Below are 19,571 nucleotides of genomic sequence, written 5' to 3' on the forward strand. Positions count from 1 at the left end.
ATCCGCCCCCGTTGGCCCGGGTGGGCGGTTTGCGGGGGGCGGGGGGCGGCCCCGCGGGCGCCCCCGGGGCGGCCCGCCCCGGCGCCGGCGGCCCCCCCCCGCCGGGGGGGGGGCCGCCGTCGCCGTGTCGGCGCGTGCCGGTGAGGCGGGGCACGGAGGTCTAGCGCGGGAACGGGATGACCTCACCACCGGCCGCGAGGGCCCCGGTACCGGGGCCCGCCTTCCGGGTGAGCCGCACCGTGGCGGTGAAGCACTCGACGCCGTTCTGCCACAGCGAGACGACCGTACGGTGGTGGCCCCGCGGGTCCGGGTCCACCGGTCTCGCCTCGATCCGGCACGGAGCGTCGAGCTCGACGTAGCGGACGAAAGAGGTCTCCATGCCCAGCACGGACTGCGGGTGGCCGGCGGGAAGCATCAGGGCGGCCTGGCGCGCGGCCTCCAGGAGGAGCAGGCCCGGGGCGTGGTCGAGGGGGTGGTCGAAGAAGAGGGGGTGCGCGGTGTCCACCCGCAGCCACCACCGGCCGAGGCCGGCCGCGGGACTGAGGACGACGTCGCGCAGCCGGGTGCGCGCCAGGGCGGACGACGCGATCGGCGCGATGGGGGCGGCGGGCAGGGCGGTGACGGAGTCGGGGGTGCCCCGCCCCGCCCGCAGGCGCTGGTAGACGGCCGGGGACTGCACGGTCAGGCGGGTGTCGCACTCGGCGAGCAACACCCCTTCCCGGACCACCGATATGAACAGGGTCAGCGCCGCCGCCCGGCCTCCCCGGCGGGTCGACTCCCGGCAGGTGACGTGGAGTTCGACCGCTCTGCCGTGGTCTCTGCGGGCCAGGGCCGCGGGGGTCAGCTCGTAACCGAAGGTGTCCCAGAGCAGGTGGTGGCCGAGGGGGACGTCGTAGGCGCTGTGGCACAGCAGAGGGAAGGCCTGCCGCACCGTCTCGGTGAGGAGCAGCGGGTCGAGCGCCGTGCGCCCGGTCGCGTAGAACTCGTGCACCTCGGGCCAGTGGGCCGAGACGACGAACCCGTCACCCCCGTCGGGCCGCAGACCGGTCAGGAGCACCGAGCCGGGGCGGGCCTTGTGGACGAGCTCCCCCGCGACGAACGCGACGGGCGGGGCAAGGGTGGCGGTGGCGGTGGCGGTGCTGAGCATGCGGATACTCCCCCGGTAGTGAGGTGCGAGCGGTATGGACACAGAGCGCACGGGACACTGAGGGCGCACCAGCCTGGACGGCCGGGGCCCTGAGAGATAAAATAAGGATGATTCTTTTTTTTGTCCAGACTTTGCTGATGAAAGGAGCGGGAACATGGAACGTCAGATGCAGGACCGTGCGGTGCGCACGCGGGAGATGCTGCTGCGCGCGGCGGCGGAGGAGTTCGACGCGTCCGGGTACGCGGGAACGGGCCTCAACAAGATCGCCAAGCGGGCCGGGCTGACGGTGGGCGCCCTCTACTTCCACTTCGAGTCGAAGGAGGGCATCGCCCGGGCGGTCATGATGGCGCAGCCCGAGAGCATCGAGCCGCACCTCGACACCCAGGGGCTGCAGCGCATCGTGGACATCACCCGGGTCTGGTCGCACCAGCTCCTGCGGGACCCGCTGCTGCGCGCCGGTGTGCGGCTCTCGGTGGAGCAGGGGAGCTTCGGCGTCAACGACATCACCCCCTACCTCCAGTGGCGGGACGTCATGGAGCAGTGCCTGTGCGACGCCCGCGACAGCGGGGAACTGCTGCCGGGGGTCGATCCGGGACGGGTGGCGGAGTTCGTCGTCAGCGCGTGTACCGGCGTCCAGCTGTACGCGCAGCTGGTGAACGGCCGGGAGGACCTGCCGGAGCGCACGGTGGAGATGTGGCGGCTGCTGCTTCCGGGGATCGCCACACCCGGGACCCTGCCCCGTATCGATCTCAGCCCGCACCGCGACAGGTCCTGAGCCGGCCGGCCGGCGTACGGCCTGCCGGCTCAGGACCTGTCGCGTCAGCGCCCGGCGACCGGCTCCGGCAGCTCCAGCAGCTCCGGTGCCTCCCGGCTCCAGGGAAAGCCACGGTGCAGCTGGAGGGCGGACGGTACACCGGTGTCCGCGAGGAGGGCCACGGCCGCCAGCACTCCGCGCTCGGGTTCGAGCTCCAGGAACCGCCAGGGCAGCTCCCCTTCGGACTCGGGCGGCCTGAACGCCAGAACTCCTCGCTCCTCGTGCAGGGTGAAGGAGAAGCTGTCGAAGGGGAGTCCGAGGCCCAGCCCCCGGGCCTTCGCGTACGCCTCCTTGAGCGTCCACAGCCGCAGGGTCCGGCAGTCCCGGGGGCGGCCCGGCGCGGCGCGCGCCACCCAGTCGCGCTCGTCCCGGGCGAAGGTCTCGATGATCGCGTCGAGGCCCTGCTCACCCCGGTCGACCCGCTCCACGTCCACCCCGATGCGGTGACTGCGCACCACGCCGAGCAGGTTGTGGCCCTCGGCGTGGGACAGGTTGAAGTCCAGCTCCTGTCCGCCGCGCGGCAGTCCGACGGAGGGCCGCTGGAGGAACGGCCGCCCCCGCTCGGAGCGCCAGATCACGGCTTCCGCCTCGGGCAGGCCGCTCTCCAGTGCGAGGACCCGCCGCACGAGGGCGTGGGCGACCAGGTACTGCCGCCGGTCCTGTTCGAACAGGAAGCGGCTCGCGGTCTCCTGCTCCTCATCGTCGAGCCAGTGCCGGGCCAGGGTGGCGGCCAGCGCGTGGTCGAGCTGGTCGTTGGAGCAGTACCAGAGCTTGATGGGTTCATGAGCGCCGCCGGGCAGCGGCAGCAGCACCGGGGCGGAGGAGCCGGCTTCGGTTCCGGGACCGGGTGCCTCGCGCCGTTCCGCGAGGAGCCACACGGCCTGCTCGCGCTCCAGCAGCCCGGCCTTGAATCGGGTGAGTATCTCGCGTTCGTCCATGGTGGTGGTCCGTTCACGCCCGGTGAGGCAGCCGCGTGAGCGCCTCGTCCACGGAAATACGGTCCGCGCGCACCGCGTCGAGGAGCGCGCCCAGTTCTCCGTCGGCCGTCCGGTCGTCGGTGGCGGGCGGTGTGTCCGCCGTGGCGACCCGCGCGACATGGGCGGCCATCGCGGCGAGGCCGGGGCGGTCGAGCAGGGTGACGGCGGGCTCGTCCATGCCGTACGCGTCGTTGACGGCGGCGACGAACTTCGCCCCGCGGATCGAGTCGACGCCCAGCAGGTTGAAGGGGGTGGCGGGGTCCAGGGCCGTCGGCTCGCAGCCCAGGATCCCGGCCAGGCATCCCCGCAGAAACCCGAGGATCTCCTGTGTGGCGGGCGTGGCGGGGGTGACGGGCGCCCCGGTTGCGCGGGCCACGTGTCCGGCGAAGGCCGGCAGCGTCGGGTGCACGAACAGGGAGGTGGGATCGAGGCCGGTCCCGTAACGGGCGTTGACCGCGGAGACGAACTGCGTGGCCGCCACCGATCCGACGCCCGCCGAACGGAACGTCAGCCCGGGGTCCAGCTGCTCGGTCCGCACCTTCAGCACGTCGGCGAGCAGGGGCAGGAGCTCGGCCACCACCGTGGCCGGTGTCGCGCCGGACGCCGCGGCGAGGCTCTGGTGTTCAGGGGACATACGAGGCTCCAAAGTATCCGTGCGGGGTACGTCGGCCTGCTGCGCAGGCCTCGTGAACGGCGGCGGCTCCCGGGCCCGGCCGTGCGCCGGGCCCGGGAGCGCGGCCGGTCAGCCGACGCGTGCGGCGGTCAGGCCCTCCAGGAGGGCGGCGATGACCCCGGGGCCGTTCTGGGTCAGCACGGATTCGGCGTGGAACTGCATGGAGGCGAAGCCGTCGGCGTGCAGGCCGTGCACCTCACCCGTCTCCGGATCGCGGCTGATCCGTACCGGCCCGTACGTGGGATGGTCGAACCCGTCCTCCTCGGCGTGGGCGGCGAAGGTGTTGTAGAAGCCCACCCGCGCGCGCCCGCCGAACCAGTCGATCTCGTGCTGCACGCCCTGGTTGGGGACCGGCCTGCGGTGCAGCGGCAGGCCCAGGACGGTGCTGAGCACCTGGTGGCTCAGGCAGACGGCCAGGAAGGGCCGGCGCTCCGCGAGCAGTCCGGTGACGGCGCCCCGCAGATGGGCGATCTTGGCGTGCTCCGTCTCCCGCGGATCCCCCGGCCCGGGGCCCAGGATCACCAGGTCATGGGCGGTCACGTCGTACGGCTCGTCGAAGCGCCGCACCGTCACCTCGCAGCCCAGGGAGCGCACCTGGTGGGCGATCATCTGGGTGAAGGTGTCCTCCGCGTCCACCACCAGGACTTTCTGCCCCGCCAAGGGCTGCTCCTGCCCGTAGTGGCCGCCCGGTTCGCGCAGCCAGAAGTCGGCGATCCCCTCGTTCCGCCGGTCGAGCGCCGTACGGACGGCGGGATGGGCGCCGAAGCGGACCGGCTCGGGTTCACCGAGCGCCGCGAGCAGTCCCGCGGCCTTGACCCGGGTCTCCTGCACCTCCGACCAGGGGTCCGAGTGGCGCACCAGGGTCGCGCCCGTCCCGATGCTCATCCGCCCCGTGGCGTCGATGTCGGCGGTGCGGATGAGGATCGCGGAATCGAGGGTGCGGCCCCCGGCGGCGTCGCGGCCGATGAGAGCAGCGACCCCGCTGTAGTAGCCGCGTCCGACGGGCTCGTAGCGGCGGATCACCTTGGCCGCGCTCTCCAGCGGGGAACCGGTCACGGTCGGGGCGAACAGCGTCTCGCGGAGGATGTCCCGGACGTCCCGGTCGGTCGCGCCCTCGATGAAGTACTCGGTGTGGGCCAGGCGCGCCATCTCCTTGAGGTAGGGCCCCACCAGCCGGGCGCCCGACGGGCAGACCCGCCCCATCATCTTCAGCTCCTCGTCGACGACCATGTAGAGCTCGTCGGTCTCCTTGCGGTCGCCGAGGAACCGCAGGACGCCGTCCAGGGAGGGGCCGTCGGCGGGGTAGCGGTAGGTGCCGCTGATGGGGTTCATGACCGCCATGCCGTCGTGCACGCTGATGTGCCGCTCGGGCGAGGCACCGACGAACGTCCGGCCGCCCGTGTGCACGAGGAACGTCCAGTACGCACCGGACTCGCGCTCCAGCAGGCGCCGGAAGACGGACAGGGCCACCTGCCGTGAGAAATCGGGCAATTGGGCGACGAAGGAGCGCTTGATGACGAAGTTGGCCCCCTCCCCGGTGCCGATCTCGTCGTCGATGACCCGGCGCACGATGTCCGCGTACTCCTCGTCGGGCACGTCGAACCGGCCGTCGACGAACGTGACCGGTCCGCCCGGCAGCCGGGACAGCGTCGCGCCGAGGGGCGCCGTGGCCTGTTCCCGCACGGCCATGGCGAGCAGCGACTCGCCGTCGTCGCGGGCCTGGTAGCCGCGCTCGGTGATCTGCCCGTACGGGATCATGACCAGCAGGTCGTGTCCCGCACCGGGCGCCGGTTCCGCCGCGACCGGCAGGTCCTGGAGGGCGGCGACCTCGGTCACCTCGCCGAGGAGGATCTCCAGGGTGTCGGCGCCGGCCTGCTCCGGCCGGTGCAGCAGGGTGAAGTCGGCGGCACCTCCGTCGAGGACGCGCGCGAGGAGGTCGGGGGTTCCGTTCACTGATGCCATGGTGTTCCCCGTGGGGTGAGATGGTGCGGACTGCGCTGTCACCGGCCGGCTCCGGACGCGCCGGGGGCACCGGCTCGGCCGGGTTCGCCGAGTTCGCCGAGGGCGTTCTTGGTGGTGAGCACCCGGCCGGCGCGCCGTGCGACGTAGTTCAGGGCGAGCCGGTGGTCCTCGGCCGAGAAGTCGGCCACGGCGTCGGCGACCAGGAAGGGCTGGATGTCGTGGGTGTACGCGTCCACGGAGGTCATCAGGACGCCGATGTGCGCGTACACACCACAGACGATCAGCTGGTCCCGCCGGTGGTGGCGCATGCGCTCCAGCAGGTCGGACCTATGGAAGGCGCTGTACCGCCACTTGGTGAACTCCCAGTCGCCCGGACGGGGTTCGAGGCCGTGGACGACCCTGCGGTCCTCCGGGGCGGGGTCCATCCCCGGCCCCCAGAAGTCGAGAAGCAGCCCGCGCTGCCGCGGGGTCATGCCGCCGGGCTGGGCGGTGTAGGCGACAGGGATGCCCAGCTCGGCGCAGCGGTCCCTGAGAAGGGTGGCGTTGGCGACGAGGGCGCCGCCGGGTTCGCCGGTGCGGGGGAAGGGCCTGAGGAAGAACTCCTGCATGTCGTGCAGGAGCAGCACGGCCCGGTCCGGGTCGGGCACCCAGCCCACGGTGTTGTCGGGGAGGTCCCCTTCCGCGGGCATGGGGTAGGGCTCGACGGGCGGTATATGAGGCATGGTCGGTCGCTTCCTTCTCCGTGGTGAATGGTGACGGGGTGCGGGGGCCGGGGGACGGCAGGGCTATCCGCGCCAGGCGGAGACGACCTCGACCGCCTGCTGCGGGTTGAGCCGCGGGTCGCAGAAGCTCAGGTACTTCTCACCCAGCCGCCCCAGCTCGGCCTCGTCGCGCACGCACTCGACGACGGCCTCCGGAGTGGTCTCCAGGTGCAGCCCGGCGGCCACCCCGCCGTTCCCCGTCACCGCCTCCTGGAAGTTCACGACCTCCTGGACCACGGTCCGCACCAGGCGGGTCTTGGTCCCGTCAGGGCCGCTGACCGTGTTGCCGTGCATGGGGTCCGAGAGCCACAGCACCGGGTGGCCCGCGTCGTGCACCGCCTTGACCAGGGCGGGAAGGGTACGGGCCGCGTGGTCCGCACCCATCCGCGAGATGAGGGTGAGCCGGCCCGGCTGCCGCTGCGCGTCGAGGCGGTCGCACAGCGCCAGCAGCTCGCCCGGTGTCATCGTGGGCCCCACCTTGACCGCGACCGGGTTGGAGACGGCGGCGAGCAGCGCGATGTGCGGGCCGTCGAGCTGCCGGGTGCGCTCCCCCACCCACGGCCAGTGCGTCGAGGTGAGGAGCAGCGAGCCGTCCAGCTCTCTTCGCAGCAGGGGCACTTCGTAGTCGAGCAGCAGCGTCTCGTGGCTCGTGAACACCGGTGCGTCGAGGTCCGTCCTGCACTCGGTGCCCCGCCAGCCCAGGAAGTGCATGATGTCGCTGGCTGCGCGGTACCCGGTCAGCAGGTTCCGGGGGTCGGGGCGGCGCAGCTCGGCGTCGGGCTCCGGGCGGTTCACCATGTGGCCGCGGTAGACGGGGAGTTCGTGTCCGTCGACCATCTCGACGGACGCCGAGCGGGGCTTGGCGTACTGCCCGGCGATCCGGCCGACCCGCAGCACCGGCAGGCCTGAGGCCAGACGCATCTTCCCGGCGAGGACGTCGAGCAGCGCGCCCTTGCGCCGGACGTCCGCCGGAGTCGCCTCCGCGGGGTCCTCCGCGCAGTCGCCGGCCTGGACGATCTGGACCCGGCCCGCCGCGGCTTCCATGAGCAGGGAGCGCAGCCGCTGTGCGGCCTCGGCATCCACCAGGGCGGGCATCCGGCCCAGGTCCGTGCGGACCGCTTCGAGATCCGGATGGCCCTCCCAGTCGGGCTGCTGACGTGCGGGCATGGAACGGAGGTGAGTGACTATGTCGATCATTGAGTTCCCTCGAATTGGCCGGACCCGGTGGGCCGGCTGTCGACAGACCTGGTGATGCGCCCAGCCGCACGGAAGTACGGCGGAAGAGCGGGCGCAGAGGCAGATGCAGGAGCGGATACGACTGGCGATGCCATGCGCCCCGTACCCGTGCACGGGGCGATGTCGCGCGACCTTCGGCGGCTTTCGGCGGTTTTCGGCGGGGGAATTCCCGCCCCGGGTGAAAGCCCGTGGAGATCCCGGGTGTTGAGCCGTGCGTCCACCGCTCGTACGGTGAATTCCGACGCTTTTCACTCCGTCGGCCGACCGGGACCGCCTCTCGGACGGACACCACTCTCGGCCGACGGCGGCCGGTGGACAACTCGGCGGAGCGTAATCCGTCAGGTGGGCTCCGGCGGGGGCGTCGCCGCCGCCGTCAGGGGCGCGGAGGGCGGACCTGACGGACTCCGGCTCAGGGGCTCGAATGTTCGGTTCGGCCGCGCCTAGCATCACGGCGCGCCCTGGGCGACGGGAAGTGGATTGCGCCGGCTTCGCCCCGCGTAAGAGATTTCCCGTCCGTCCGGCATCGAGCGTCCGACGTCAAGAGTTGGCGTAATCCAGTGATGCGATACGGAGATTCAGCATGCGACTTGCGCGAGTGATGGCCGACATAATGGAGCGGTATACCGAGCGCCCCGCTCTCGGGGAGCGCGCGAGAGAACTCGTCGAGGAACCCGGCACGGGCCGCACCCGTATCGGCCTGCTGCCGCGGTACGAGATGACCACCTACGGCGAACTCTGGCAACGGGTCCGCTCGGTGGCGAGCGCCTGGCACCACGGCGACGACGCGGTGCGGGCCGGGGACCGGGTGGCGATCCTCGGCTTCGCCAGCGTCGACTACACGACGGTCGATCTCGCCTGTGCGCATCTCGGCGCGGTCAGCGTCCCCCTGCAGACCAGCTCCGCGGTGTCACAGGTGAACGCCATCGTCGAGGAGACCGAGCCCGTCACCGTCGCGACCAGCGTCGAGCGCCTGGACACCGCGGTCGAACTGGCCCTGGCGAACACCTCGGTGCGGCGCCTGGTGCTGTTCGACTTCGAACCGGCGGTGGACGAGCAGTCCGACCGGCTCACCGCCGCCCGGGCCCGTCTGGCGGAGCACGGGCGTGAGCTGGGCATCGACGTGCTGGAGGACGTACGCGCACGAGGGGCCGCGCTCCCCGAGGCGCCGCTGTTCGACATCGCGGGTGACGAGGACCCGCTCGCCATGCTCATCTACACCTCGGGCAGCACGGGCACCCCCAAGGGCGCCATGTACACCGAGCGGCTGGCCCGGGCCATGTGGGGCGGCGCCTGGTCGCAGCTCTTCTCGGACGAGCACGCGGCGAATCTCCATTACATGCCGATGAGCCACGTCGCCGGGCATTCCTCGCTGAAGAACACACTGGCCCGCGGCGGCACCACGTACTTCACGGCGAACAGCGATCTGTCGTCCTTCCTGGAGGACATGGCACTCGCGCGCCCCACGGAGATGTCCCTGGTCCCCCGCGTGTGCGAAATGCTCTTCCAGAAGTACCAGAGCGAACTCGACCGCCGGTCGGCCCGGGACGGCGACGGAGATCAGGAACGGATCGAGGCCGAGGTCAGGAAGGACATCCGCGAGAACGTCCTCGGCGGCCGGGTGGGATGGGCCAGTTGCGGATCGGCTCCGCTCTCCGCCGAACTGAAGGAATTCACCGAGTCCCTGCTGGGGATCGATGTGCACATCATCTACGGCTCCACGGAGGCCGCCGCGGTCTCGGTGGACGGAAAGCTCCTGAAACCCCCGGTCATCGACCACAAACTCGTCGACGTACCGGAACTCGGCTATTACCGGACCGATTCACCGCACCCCCGGGGCGAACTCCTGCTCAAGACCGAAGCGATGGTCCCCGGCTATTACCGCAGGCCCGACCTCGACGCCGAGATCTTCGACGAGGATGGGTACTACCGGACGGGCGACATCGTCGCGGAGACCGAGCCGGGCCGGCATGTCGTCGTGGACCGGCGCAAGAACGTACTCAAGCTGTCCCAGGGCGAGTTCGTCGCCACCTCCCGCCTGGAGGCGGTCTTCGCCGTCAGCCCGCTGGTCCGGCAGATATTCGTGTACGGGAACAGCGAGCGGTCCTACCTGCTCTCGGTGGTCGTCCCCACCGCCGACGCCCTTGAGCAGTGCGGCGGCGACGGGGCGACGCTCAAGAAGCTCCTCGGGGAGTCGTTCCAGGAGATCGCGAAGGAGGCCGGGCTGAACTCCTACGAGATACCGCGCGACGTCCTGATCGAGACCGAGCCGTTCAGCCAGGGCAACGGCCTGCTCTCCGACCACCGCAAGCTCCTGCGCCCCCAGCTCCTGGAGAAGTACCGCCCGGCCCTGGAGGAGACGTACTCCGCCATCGCCTCCAGGGAGAAGGAGGAGCTGCGTGAGGTGCGGCGCGGCGGCAAGGACCGGCCGGCCGTCGAGACGGTGCAGCGGGCGGCCCGGGCTCTGATGTCCACCGCGACCTCCGCGATCGGCCCCGGCACGCGCTTCCGGGAGATCGGCGGAGACTCCATGTCCGCCGTCACCTTCTCCGACCTCCTCCTGGACATCTTCGGCATCCGGGTCCCCGTGGACCTGATCATCAGCCGCGGCACCGACCTGGGGCGGATCGCCGCCCATGTCGAGGAGAGGCTCGCGGCGGGGGCCCGGCGGGTCAGCTTCGAGTCGGTCCACACGGCGGGCAGCTCCCGCGTCCACGCCAGGGACCTCACCCTCGGCAAGTTCATCGACGAGAAGACGCTCGACCAGGCCCTGTCCCTGCCCCGGACCTTCGGGGATCCGCACACCGTGCTGCTCACGGGGGCCAGCGGCTATCTCGGCCGGTTCCTCTGCCTGGAGTGGCTGCGGCGGCTCGCCCCGGTGGGCGGCAAGCTGATCTGCGTGGTGCGCGGGACGGACGACGCCGCGGCCCTGGCACGGCTCGTGGAAGCGTTCGGCGACGAGGACGGCGAGGCCGCCCGCGCCTTCCAGGAGCTGGCCCGCGACCATCTGGAGGTCCTGGCGGGCGACATGGCGGAGCCCCGGCTGGGACTGGGCGAGCAGGTGTGGCAGCGGCTGTCCGGCGAGGTGGACCACATCGCGCACGCCGGTGCGCTGGTGAACCACGTGCTGCCCTACAACCACCTGTTCGACGCCAACGTGGTGGGCACCGCCGAGCTGATCCGCCTGGGGCTCACGGGCCGGCTGAAGCCGTTCACGTACATCTCCAGCGTGGCGGTCGCGGCGTCCCTGCCCGGCGGCCGGGCCCTCGACGAGGACCGCGACGTCCGTCTCGCCCTCCCCGACCAGCCGGTCGACGACGGCTACGCCAGCGGCTACGCGACCAGCAAGTGGGCCGGTGAGGTGCTGCTGCGGGAGGCGCACGACCTGCACGGCCTCCCGGTCACGACGTTCCGGTCGAACATGATCCTGGCGCACAGCGAGTACGCGGGACAGCTCAACATCACCGACATGTTCACGCGGCTGCTGCTCAGCCTGGTCGTCACGGGCATCGCCCCGCGCTCCTTCTACGCGACCGACGGCACGGGCGGCCCTGCGCGCGCCCACTACGACGGCCTTCCGGTCGACTTCACCGCCGAGGCCGTGGTGACGCTGGGAGGGGAGGCGCGGGCGGGGTACCGGACGTACAGTCTGGTCAATCCCCACGACGACGGCATCTCGCTCGACACGTTCGTCGACTGGCTGAACGAGGCCGGCCACCGCATCGACCGCGTCGAGGACTACGACGACTGGCTCGCGCGGTTCGCGACGGCGCTGCGCGCGGCGCCCGAGACCCAGCGGACCCACTCCATCCTCCCGCTGCTCGACGCGCACCGGACTCCGGAGGGCGTCGTGAGCGGATCGGCCATTCCCTCCGCCCGCTTCCAGGCCGCCGCCGAGAAGGCACGCCTGGCCCGGACAGGCGCCATTCCGCAGCTCTCCCCGGCCTTCATCAGGAAGTACGCGGACGACCTGGCGCATCTGATCGCTCCGTGACCGAGGGGCAGGTGCGCGCACCCTCCTGGTCCGGCCACCGCACCGGTGCGGTGGCCGGACCGCCCGGGGTGAGCCCGGCCCCTTCCCGGCCGATGACTCCAATGAGGTGACCTTCCCGGTGTCCACCCATCCGTGCGCCCCGGTGCTCCGAACCCGTCGCGAAGCCGCCCGCGCCCGTGGGCGGTACACCGCACTTCTCCAGGAGCATCATGCGTACGCGTAGAACCGTCGTCGCCGTCTCGGTCGCCGTCGCCGCCGCCCTGTCCGTTCCGGCGCTGGCGTCCGCCGACGGCCATGGCGGGCCCACCATGGACCACCGCGGGCACAAGGCGCTCACCGCCGTCGGGCTGACCTCCGACCAGCGGCTGGTCACGTTCGGGGTCGACCGGCCCGCCAGGACCTCGGCCATCGGGAAGGTGTCCGGGCTGCGCGGGGACACCAAGGTCGTCGGAATCGACTTCCGCGTCCAGAACGGGAAGCTGTACGGCGTCGGCGACAAGGGCGGCGTCTACACCCTCGGCACCGCCGACGCCCGGGCCCGGAAGGTGTCCCAGCTCACCGTCGCCCTCTCCGGCAAGCGGTTCGGCGTCGACTTCAACCCGGCCGCCAACCGGCTCCGCGTCATCAGCGACACCGGGCAGAACCTGCGGCACAACATCGACGACGGCACAGCCCCTCTCGGCACCATCGCCGACGGCACCCTCACCAACCCCACCATGCCGCCCTCCACCGCCCTGGGCGTCACCGGGGCCGCCTACACCAACAACGACCTGAACGCCGCCACCGCGACCACCCTGTTCGACATCGACACCCTCGCCGACCGGGTGTCCCTCCAGTCACCCGCCAACGCCGGCACCCTCGCCCCGACCGGGAACCTCGGTGTGGACGCGGGAGCGGACGCCGGCTTCGACATCTACTTCTCTCCGAAGCACGGCACCAACCACGGCTTCGCCACCCTCAACACCGCCGGCGCCGCCCGCCTGTACGGGATCGACGTGCTCACCGGCGCCGCCCGCGACCTGGGGGCCTTCCCCCGGGCCCACCAGGTCACCGACCTCGCCCTGCCTCTCGACCAGCGCTGAGCCAGAGCGCGCTGTGCGGTGGGCCGCCGGATCTCCCGGCGGCCCACCGGCTCCACCCGAAGGTGAAGGCGTACGCCTGCGGGCCCTCGTCGAGGCGGAGTCCGAGGCGGGCGGTGCGCGGGTCCTTGTCGTCGGTCAGGCGGTACAGCGTCGGGGAGCCGGACACGTCGATCGTCCTGGTGGCCTTGCCGTCCACGACGACGGTGACCTTTCCGGTGCCGGCGAGGACGAGGTTGGCGTTCTTCGCGCGGTAGGTGATGGCGAGGCGGGCGTCGGGGCCGGCGGTGAAGTGCTCGTAGCCGGCGGTCAGGTGCGGTCGAGCGACAGCTTGTCGAGCGCCAGGGGCTCTCGGGGGAGGCGGCGGGCCAGAAGCGGTTGCGGTAGTTGTCCCAGCCGGCAGATGCGAGCCTTCACCCGGCCGGGCCTACGGGCTTTCCTGGGTGGCGCCCCGGGGGATGCCGAGCGTCGACAGCAGGTCCTCGTGGAGCTCCATCCAGACCGCGTGACACGACGGCACGCCTACGCCCGCCACCCACCGGCCCTCCCCCGCCCGGGCGCGGGCCAGCGCGGTGGCGAACCGCTCGTCATAGCCGCCGAACCGGGTCAGCGGGTCGGCCAGACGGCGGACGAGGACAGTCAACTCTTCGCTGAGAGAGGCAAGTTCGCCGAGCACGCGGGCATCCCACGCCGGGTCGCCGTGGTCGTTGGCCGCCAGCCGGTCGTCCTCGGTGGGCCGCAACTGCCAGTCGGTGCAGGCCCGTACGAGCCGTCCGTTCAGGATCTCGAACGCCTGGTGCGCCTGCTCGACGGCGGGGCGCGCGCCGGTCTCCTCCAGTTCGCGCGCCAGCCCACGGGTGTCCTCGGCGCGGCCGCGCTCGGTGAGGGACCAGCCGCCGGTTCCGGCGAACGCGGTGTGCGTCACCCAGCCGTACGCTTCGAAGTCCGGCAGCAGTTCGCCGACCGTGTCCTGGTCGATGCCGGTACGCCGGGACACCACCGCGTCATCGGCGAAGCCGGTGACGCGTACGGCGTGCAGGACCAGCAGGTTCGGGGAGGAGGTGTGCGCCATGGCGAGGAGCATTCAGGCTCAGGCACGTCCGCGTCAACGCGGGGTGTGCGGGAGGAAGGGGACACCTTGCTGATCGACCTGGCCGACGCGGAGTCCGGGACGTCGGGAGGAAAGGCCGCGGTACTGGCCCGGCTGCTCGCGGCGGGGCTGCCGGTGCCGCCCGGGTTCGTGGTGCCGGTCGCCGCGTACACGCAGGCGTCCGGCGGCCTGGACTTCTCGGACCCCGGAGCCGTACGGGATCTGCCCGGGCCCTCCGCCGCGCTGACCGGTGAGATCGCCGGAGCGCTGGTGCGCGCCGCCGGGGGCGGGCCCGTCGCCGTACGTTCGTCGGGGACCGGCGAGGACACCGCCACCGCCAGCGCCGCCGGGCAGCACGACACGTTCCTGGGCGTCAGCGGCGCGCGCGAGGTGGCCGACGCGGTGCGCGGGTGCTGGGCCTCGCTGTGGTCCGAGCGTGCGGTGGCGTACCGGCGCAGTCAGCCGGACGCGGGGCCGCCCGGCATCGCGGTCCTGGTGCAGCGGCTGGTGGAGGCGGACGCGGCGGGGGTGATGTTCGCCGGCCCCGGTGGTGGTGCCGAGGTCCGGCTGGAGGGGTCCTGGGGGCTGGGCGAGAGCGTCGTCGGGGGGCGGGTCACACCGGACTCCTGGACGGTGTCCGGTACGACGGTCACGCGGCGGGCGCTCGGCACGAAGAGGGCGCGGGTCGACCGGGGCGGTACGGGGGTCGTCACACGGGAGGTGGCACCGGCCGACCGGGAACGGTCCTGCCTGACCGACGAGGAGGTGTTCCGGCTCGCGGAGCTGGGGCGCCGGACGGCCGGGCTGCTGGGCGGGGAGCAGGACATCGAGTGGGCGATCGCCGGCTCCCGGATCCGGCTCCTCCAGGCCCGGCCGGTGACCGGTGCTCTTCCCGGCGGGGTGGTGGGGACTGCTGACAGCACCGGGGAGCGTGGCTTCCGTACAGGTACACCTGGGAGCGTCGGGGTCGCCACCGGTCCGGCGCGTGTGGTGCGCGGCCCCGGTGATTTCGGCCGGGTGCGGGCCGGGGACGTCCTGGTGTGCCGGACCACGGACCCGGCGTGGACCCCGCTGTTCGGGATCGTCGCCGCGGTCGTCACCGAGACCGGGGGCCTGCTCTCCCATGCCGCGATCGTGGCCCGGGAGCTGGGGCTGCCGGCCGTCCTGGCGGTGGCGGACGCGACGGAGGCCCTGACCGACGGGGCGATGGTCGAGGTGGACGGGGGTACGGGCCGGGTGGAGGTGGTCGGGCGGGGGTGAGGGGTGCCTTCGGTCGCTGGGCGGGGGGCCCGCAGCCTGACGGCCGTCAGGAGCGCAGGGGTGACCGACACCGGACCCACTCACAGGCCCTGGGTCAAGCGGTGCAGTCTCAGGGCCAGTTGGATTTCCAGCGTGCGCGGCGGCTCGTTCCAGTCCGGGCCGAGGAGGCGGCCGATGCGTTCCAGCCGCTGGACCACCGTGTTCACGTGGACGTGGAGCAGGGTCTTGGTGCGGGTGAGGCTCGCGCCTTGCGCGAAGTACGCGTCCAAGGTGGCGACCAGGTCGGTGGAGCGCGCCTCGTCGTAGTCGAGCACGGGGCCGAGCGTCCGGCGTACGTACCCGGTCAAGTCGGCCTGGTCGCCGAGGAGTACGCCGATGAACCCCAGGTCCGCTATCGCTCCGCCGCCCCCGGTGTGGCCGAGCGCACGCAGAGCGGAGAGGCAGCGGGCCGCCTCGTCGTGGGTGCCGGGGAGTTCGGCCGGGCCGGTGGCGGGGCCGGCCGCGCCGACGGTGACCGGGCAGCCGGCCGCCTGGGCCAGTTCGGCGGCGAGCGCCTGGGCGTCGGGTCCCGGAGTGTCGGAGGGGGCCACCAGGACCACGTGGTCGTGGTGGAGGCCGGCGAGGCCGTTGCGGGTCTGGGCGCTGCGCGCGGCGGCGGCGAGCAGGCGGTGGCGCGGCGCCACCTCGCTGTGAGCCACGAACACGCTGTGCAGACGGCCGAGGTCGACGCCGAGGCGGCGTGCCCGGGCCGTCAGCGTGCCCGGGTCGCCGGTGCGCGAGAGCAGGTCGCCGAGCAGCTCACCGCGTACCCGGTCCTCCGTCTCTGCGACCGAGCGGCGCAGCAGCATCAGGAGCGCGGTCACCACGCTGGCCCGCTCGAACAGCAGCCGGTCCGCGTCCGCCAGGCCCGCCCGGCCGGTCAGTGCGATGGAGCCGAGCAGTTCGGGGCCGGCGAGGACCGCGCAGACCCAGGTGCCGTTGAGCGGGACGGCCCGGCCCCGCGCCCGGGAGGCGGCGACGGCAGGGGTGGGTGGGGGCTGGGGTCCGGTGCGGGCGCGGGCGAGTTCGGCGCCGTCCGCGTCGTGGATGAGGATGCCGCCGTCCAGGATGTCGGCGAGGGCGGCGGCCACGTCGTCGGCGCCGCCGCCGCGCAGAACCAGGTCGGTGAGCTGGTCGTGGGCCTCCTCGGCCCGGCGCATCGCCTCGCTGTGCGTGCGGATGGTCTCGGAGGCGGCGTTGAGGTCGACGAGCGCGGCCCGGGTCTCCTCCAGCAGCCGGGCCCCGTCGATGGCGATCGCCGCGTGGTCGGCCAGCGAGGAGAGCAGCGCCACCTCACCGGCGGTGAACTCGCGGGGTGCGCGGTCGGCCGCGTACAGGACGCCGATGATGCGGCTGCCGAGCCGCAGCGGCACGCCGAGGATCGCGCGCAGCCCCTCGTCCGCGACGGCGCTGTCGATGGTGCCGGTGTGGTGGAAGCGGGTGTCGGCGTCGTAGTCGCCGGTCGCGTACGGGCGGGCCGTCTGGGCGACGAGGCCGCCGAGCCCCTCCCCCATGCCGAGCCGCACCTTCTGGAACGCCTCGGCGACCGAGCCGTCGGTGACCCGCATATAGGTGTCGCCCGCCGTGTCGTCGTTGAGGGAGAGGTAGGTGACGTCGGTGCCGAGGAGGAGTTTGGCCCGGTGGACGATGGCCCGCAGGACGGCGTCCAGATCGCGCAGGGCCGCGAGGTCGCTGGCCGTGTCGAAGAGCGCGGTGAGCTGGGCCTCGCGGACCCGGTGCTGGCTGAGGGTGCGCCGGATCCGCAGCGCCACGGCGGTGGCCTCGGCGATCTCGGCCAGTTCGGCGGCGGGCGCGCCCGCCTCCCGCGCGGTGGCGGCGGGCCGGTCGAACTCCTCGGCCGCCGCGCCCTGCGCCAGCAGGTCGAGCAGCCGGCGCAGGGCGGCCGCGGAGTGCTGGGGTCCGGGGGCTGTCACGCCGGTGAGCATACGGTGATCGCCTCCGGGAGGGACGGCCTCTCCCGCGCGCTCCGGGCAGCCGGGCGCGCGGGAGGAGGACGGGGTCAGCGGCCGAGCGGGACCGAGTCCTTGACGGTGGCGGCCGGCGCCGCCGGAATCGAGTCCTCCAGGCCGTCCTTGGCCAGGTCTCGGCCCCGGGTCTCCTTCGCGATCCACACCGTCACCGCCGTGACCAGCGCGGCGAAGCAGAGGTAGAGCGAGATCGGGACGGACGAGCGGTAGTCCTTGAGCAGCTCGACGGCGATGAGCGGAGCGAGCGCGCCGCCGATGATCGAGGCGAGCTGGGAGCCCATCGAGGCGCCGGAGTAGCGGACCTTCGTGTCGAACATCTCGGAGATGAAGGCCGCCTGCGGTCCGTACATCGCCCCGTGCAGGAGAAGGCCGACGGTGACCGAGAGGACGATCACCGGGAACGACTTGGTGTCGAGGAGAGCGAAGAAGCCGAAGGCCCACACCGCCATGCCGAGGGCACCGATCAGCGTGACGGGCCGGCGGCCGAGCCGGTCGGAGAGCGCGCCCCACAGCGGGATGGTGACGAAGTGGACCGCCGAGCCGATCAGTACGGCGTTCAGCGCGTCGCTCTTGGACATCTCCAGGTGCACGGTCACGTAGACCAGGAGGAACGCGGTGAGGATGTAGTACGAGATGTTCTCGCCGAACCGGGTGCCGATGGCGAGGAGCACCTCACGCCAGCTCCTGCGGAACACCTCGACGACCGGCGGCTGCTCCTTGACGCCGGCCGCCGCCTGCTCCTGCGCCTTCTTCTGCGCCTCCAGGAAGACCGGGGACTCCTCGACGGAGATCCGGATCCAGAGGCCGAGCATCACGAGAACGCCGGAGAGCAGGAACGGGATGCGCCAGCCCCAGGCGAGGAAGGCCTCGTCGGACTGGACGGCGGCGAGCAGCGCGAGGACACCGGTGGCGAGCAGGTTGCCGCCGGGAGCTCCGGCCTGCGGCCAGGAGGCCCAGAAGCCGCGCCGTTGGTCGCCGCCGTGTTCGGAGACGAGGAGGACGGCGCCGCCCCACTCGCCGCCGAGCGCGAAGCCCTGGACCAGGCGCAGGACGGTGAGCAGGATCGGCGCCCAGACGCCGATGCTGGCGTGGGTGGGCAGCAGGCCCATGGCGAAGGTGGCGCCGCCCATCATGAGCAGGCTGATCACCAGGAGCTTCTTGCGGCCGATCTTGTCGCCGTAGTGGCCGAACACGACACCGCCGAGCGGCCGGGCGGCGAAGCCGACCGCGTACGTCAGGAAGGCCAGGAGCGTGCCGACGAGCGGGTCGCTGCTGGGGAAGAAAAGCGTGTTGAAGACGAGCGCGGCGGCCGAGCCGTAGAGGAAGAAGTCGTACCACTCGATGGTGGTGCCGACGAGGCTGGCCGCGACGATCCGGCCGATGCGGCTGGTGCCGGGCGGGGCGGAGGGCTGGGCGGAGGCTGGGGAACCCATGGTGAGTCACCGCGTTTCGTTGGCAGGTGGGTGGGGACGGGGGTGCGGGGAGTGCTGGTGGTAACGGGTGGTGCTGGTGGTGCGACCGGCTTCGGTGGGGGCCGGAGCCGGGTTGGGGGCCGGAGGCCGGGGCGAGGGGGTCAGCGGGCGCCCCAGCCTCCGTCGACGGGGAGGGAGGCGCCGGTGATGTACGAGGTGTGCGGGCCGCAGAGCCAGACGCAGACGGCGGCCACCTCCTCGGGCTCGATCAGCCGCTTGATCGCGGACCGGTCCAGCAGGACGTCGGCGACTACCTCGTCCGACGGGATGCCGTGCGCGGCGGCCTGGGCGGCGATCTGGCCCTCGACCAGCGGAGTCCGTACGTAACCGGGGTCGACGCAGTTGCTGGTGACCCCGTGCGGTGCCCCCTCCAGCGCGGCCACCTTGCTCAGCCCCTCCAGGCCGTGCTTGGCGGCGACGTACGCGGACTTGAAGGGGCTGGCGCGCAGGCCGTGCATGCTGGAGACGTTGACCAGCCGGCCCCACCCGCCCGCGTACATGTGCGGCAGGCAGTGGCGCATCAGCAGGAACGGCGCGGTCAGCATCACCTTCTGGATCAGCTCGAACCGGTCCGGCGGGAAGTCCTCGATCGGTGCCACGTGCTGGAGCCCGGCGTTGTTGACCAGGATGTCCACGGCCCTCGGCAGCGCGCCGACCGCCTCCGCGTCGGCGAGGTCCACGACATGGGCCACTCCGCCGGCCGCGGCGGCGACGGCCTTGGCGGCGTCGGCGTCGCGGTCGGCCACGTGCACGAGGGCCCCGGCCGCGGCGAGCGCCTCGGCGGTGGCCCGTCCGATGCCGCTGCCGCCGCCGGTGACCAGGGCGGTGCGCCCGCTGAGGTCCACCGCTCCGGCCGCCTGGACCGAGGGACCGGGCGCTGCGTGAAATTGGCTCGTCATGGCCGGAAACGCTAGAGACACCCGGCCGGACATCCCATGGCACGGACCACCACAGTGGTGGGGGGCGGGGGGGGGGGCGCCCCCCCCCGGGGGGCCGTAGACGGGCCGGGCCGGTGGACGGTCGGCCCGGGCGCCCGCGGGGGGACCGAGACGCGGCGGCGGGGAGGGCGCCCGAAGCCCGCG

15 protein-coding genes are annotated in these 19,571 nt (G+C 72.6%); 4 read left to right on the forward strand and 11 right to left on the reverse strand.

Annotated features, from left to right (window positions below; genetic code table 11):
• Positions 1–160: 160 nt before the first annotated feature.
• On the reverse strand, positions 161–1,147 hold the full coding sequence (locus ACIRR8_RS05480) for a ScbA/BarX family gamma-butyrolactone biosynthesis protein (RefSeq protein WP_404059279.1): 987 nt from the start codon (positions 1,145–1,147) through the stop codon (positions 161–163).
• A gap of 154 nt (positions 1,148–1,301) precedes the next feature.
• Between ACIRR8_RS05480 and ACIRR8_RS05485 the strand changes: the two genes are divergently transcribed.
• Positions 1,302–1,922, forward strand: a complete 621-nt coding sequence (locus tag ACIRR8_RS05485; RefSeq protein WP_404059282.1) for a ScbR family autoregulator-binding transcription factor — start codon at positions 1,302–1,304, stop codon at positions 1,920–1,922.
• Between the two features lie 44 nt (positions 1,923–1,966).
• Here the strand turns inward: ACIRR8_RS05485 and ACIRR8_RS05490 are convergent, their stop codons facing one another.
• From ACIRR8_RS05490 to ACIRR8_RS05510, 5 genes are all read right to left on the reverse strand, one after another.
• Entirely contained in the window at positions 1,967–2,899 is a 933-nt protein-coding gene (locus ACIRR8_RS05490; RefSeq protein ID WP_404059285.1) for a 4'-phosphopantetheinyl transferase family protein, read from the reverse strand.
• 13 nt (positions 2,900–2,912) lie between these two features.
• Positions 2,913–3,572, reverse strand: a complete 660-nt coding sequence (locus tag ACIRR8_RS05495; RefSeq protein WP_404059288.1) for an acyl carrier protein — start codon at positions 3,570–3,572, stop codon at positions 2,913–2,915.
• A 108-nt stretch (positions 3,573–3,680) separates the two neighbouring features.
• On the reverse strand, positions 3,681–5,573 hold the full coding sequence (locus ACIRR8_RS05500; RefSeq protein ID WP_404059291.1) for an anthranilate synthase family protein: 1,893 nt from the start codon (positions 5,571–5,573) through the stop codon (positions 3,681–3,683).
• Between the two features lie 38 nt (positions 5,574–5,611).
• Positions 5,612–6,295, reverse strand: a complete 684-nt coding sequence (locus ACIRR8_RS05505; protein WP_404059293.1) for an isochorismatase family protein — start codon at positions 6,293–6,295, stop codon at positions 5,612–5,614.
• Between the two features lie 63 nt (positions 6,296–6,358).
• On the reverse strand, positions 6,359–7,531 hold the full coding sequence (locus ACIRR8_RS05510) for a 3-deoxy-7-phosphoheptulonate synthase (RefSeq protein WP_404059296.1): 1,173 nt from the start codon (positions 7,529–7,531) through the stop codon (positions 6,359–6,361).
• A gap of 604 nt (positions 7,532–8,135) precedes the next feature.
• On the opposite strand from ACIRR8_RS05510, the gene car reads away from it, so the two are divergent.
• Together car and ACIRR8_RS05520 are read left to right on the forward strand one after the other, a co-directional pair.
• Complete coding sequence (gene car, locus ACIRR8_RS05515) at positions 8,136–11,561, forward strand: carboxylic acid reductase (RefSeq protein WP_404060670.1); 3,426 nt, start codon at positions 8,136–8,138, stop codon at positions 11,559–11,561.
• Between the two features lie 209 nt (positions 11,562–11,770).
• On the forward strand, positions 11,771–12,643 hold the full coding sequence (locus tag ACIRR8_RS05520; protein WP_404059299.1) for a DUF4394 domain-containing protein: 873 nt from the start codon (positions 11,771–11,773) through the stop codon (positions 12,641–12,643).
• Here the strand turns inward: ACIRR8_RS05520 and ACIRR8_RS05525 are convergent.
• Both ACIRR8_RS05525 and ACIRR8_RS05530 read right to left on the reverse strand, forming a co-directional pair.
• Positions 12,609–13,043, reverse strand: a complete 435-nt coding sequence (locus ACIRR8_RS05525; protein WP_404060672.1) for a hypothetical protein — start codon at positions 13,041–13,043, stop codon at positions 12,609–12,611. The two genes, ACIRR8_RS05520 and ACIRR8_RS05525, sit on opposite strands and share 35 nt — an antisense overlap.
• 24 nt (positions 13,044–13,067) lie before the next feature.
• Complete coding sequence (locus tag ACIRR8_RS05530; protein WP_404059301.1) at positions 13,068–13,712, reverse strand: transcriptional regulator; 645 nt, start codon at positions 13,710–13,712, stop codon at positions 13,068–13,070.
• A gap of 66 nt (positions 13,713–13,778) precedes the next feature.
• Here ACIRR8_RS05530 and ACIRR8_RS05535 point away from each other — a divergent pair, with 66 nt between their 5' ends.
• On the forward strand, positions 13,779–14,990 hold the full coding sequence (locus tag ACIRR8_RS05535; RefSeq protein ID WP_404059304.1) for a PEP/pyruvate-binding domain-containing protein: 1,212 nt from the start codon (positions 13,779–13,781) through the stop codon (positions 14,988–14,990).
• An 80-nt stretch (positions 14,991–15,070) separates the two neighbouring features.
• Here ACIRR8_RS05535 and ACIRR8_RS05540 read toward each other — a convergent pair whose 3' ends face one another.
• The 3 genes from ACIRR8_RS05540 to ACIRR8_RS05550 all read right to left on the reverse strand — a co-directional run bounded on the left by ACIRR8_RS05540 (position 15,071) and on the right by ACIRR8_RS05550 (position 19,388).
• Positions 15,071–16,975: a helix-turn-helix domain-containing protein gene (locus tag ACIRR8_RS05540; RefSeq protein WP_404059306.1), complete on the reverse strand. Its 1,905-nt coding sequence runs from the start codon at positions 16,973–16,975 to the stop codon at positions 15,071–15,073.
• Between the two features lie 74 nt (positions 16,976–17,049).
• A complete protein-coding gene (locus ACIRR8_RS05545; RefSeq protein WP_404059309.1) occupies positions 17,050–18,450 on the reverse strand; it encodes an MFS transporter in 1,401 nt (466 codons plus the stop codon).
• 140 nt (positions 18,451–18,590) lie between these two features.
• The gene (locus tag ACIRR8_RS05550) at positions 18,591–19,388 is read right to left on the reverse strand and encodes a 3-hydroxybutyrate dehydrogenase (RefSeq protein WP_404059312.1); all 798 of its coding nucleotides are present in this window, start codon (positions 19,386–19,388) and stop codon (positions 18,591–18,593) included.
• Positions 19,389–19,571: the final 183 nt, after the last annotated feature.

The organism is Streptomyces sp. NPDC101178, from assembly GCF_044767965.1.
Lineage (GTDB): Bacteria > Actinomycetota > Actinomycetes > Streptomycetales > Streptomycetaceae > Streptomyces.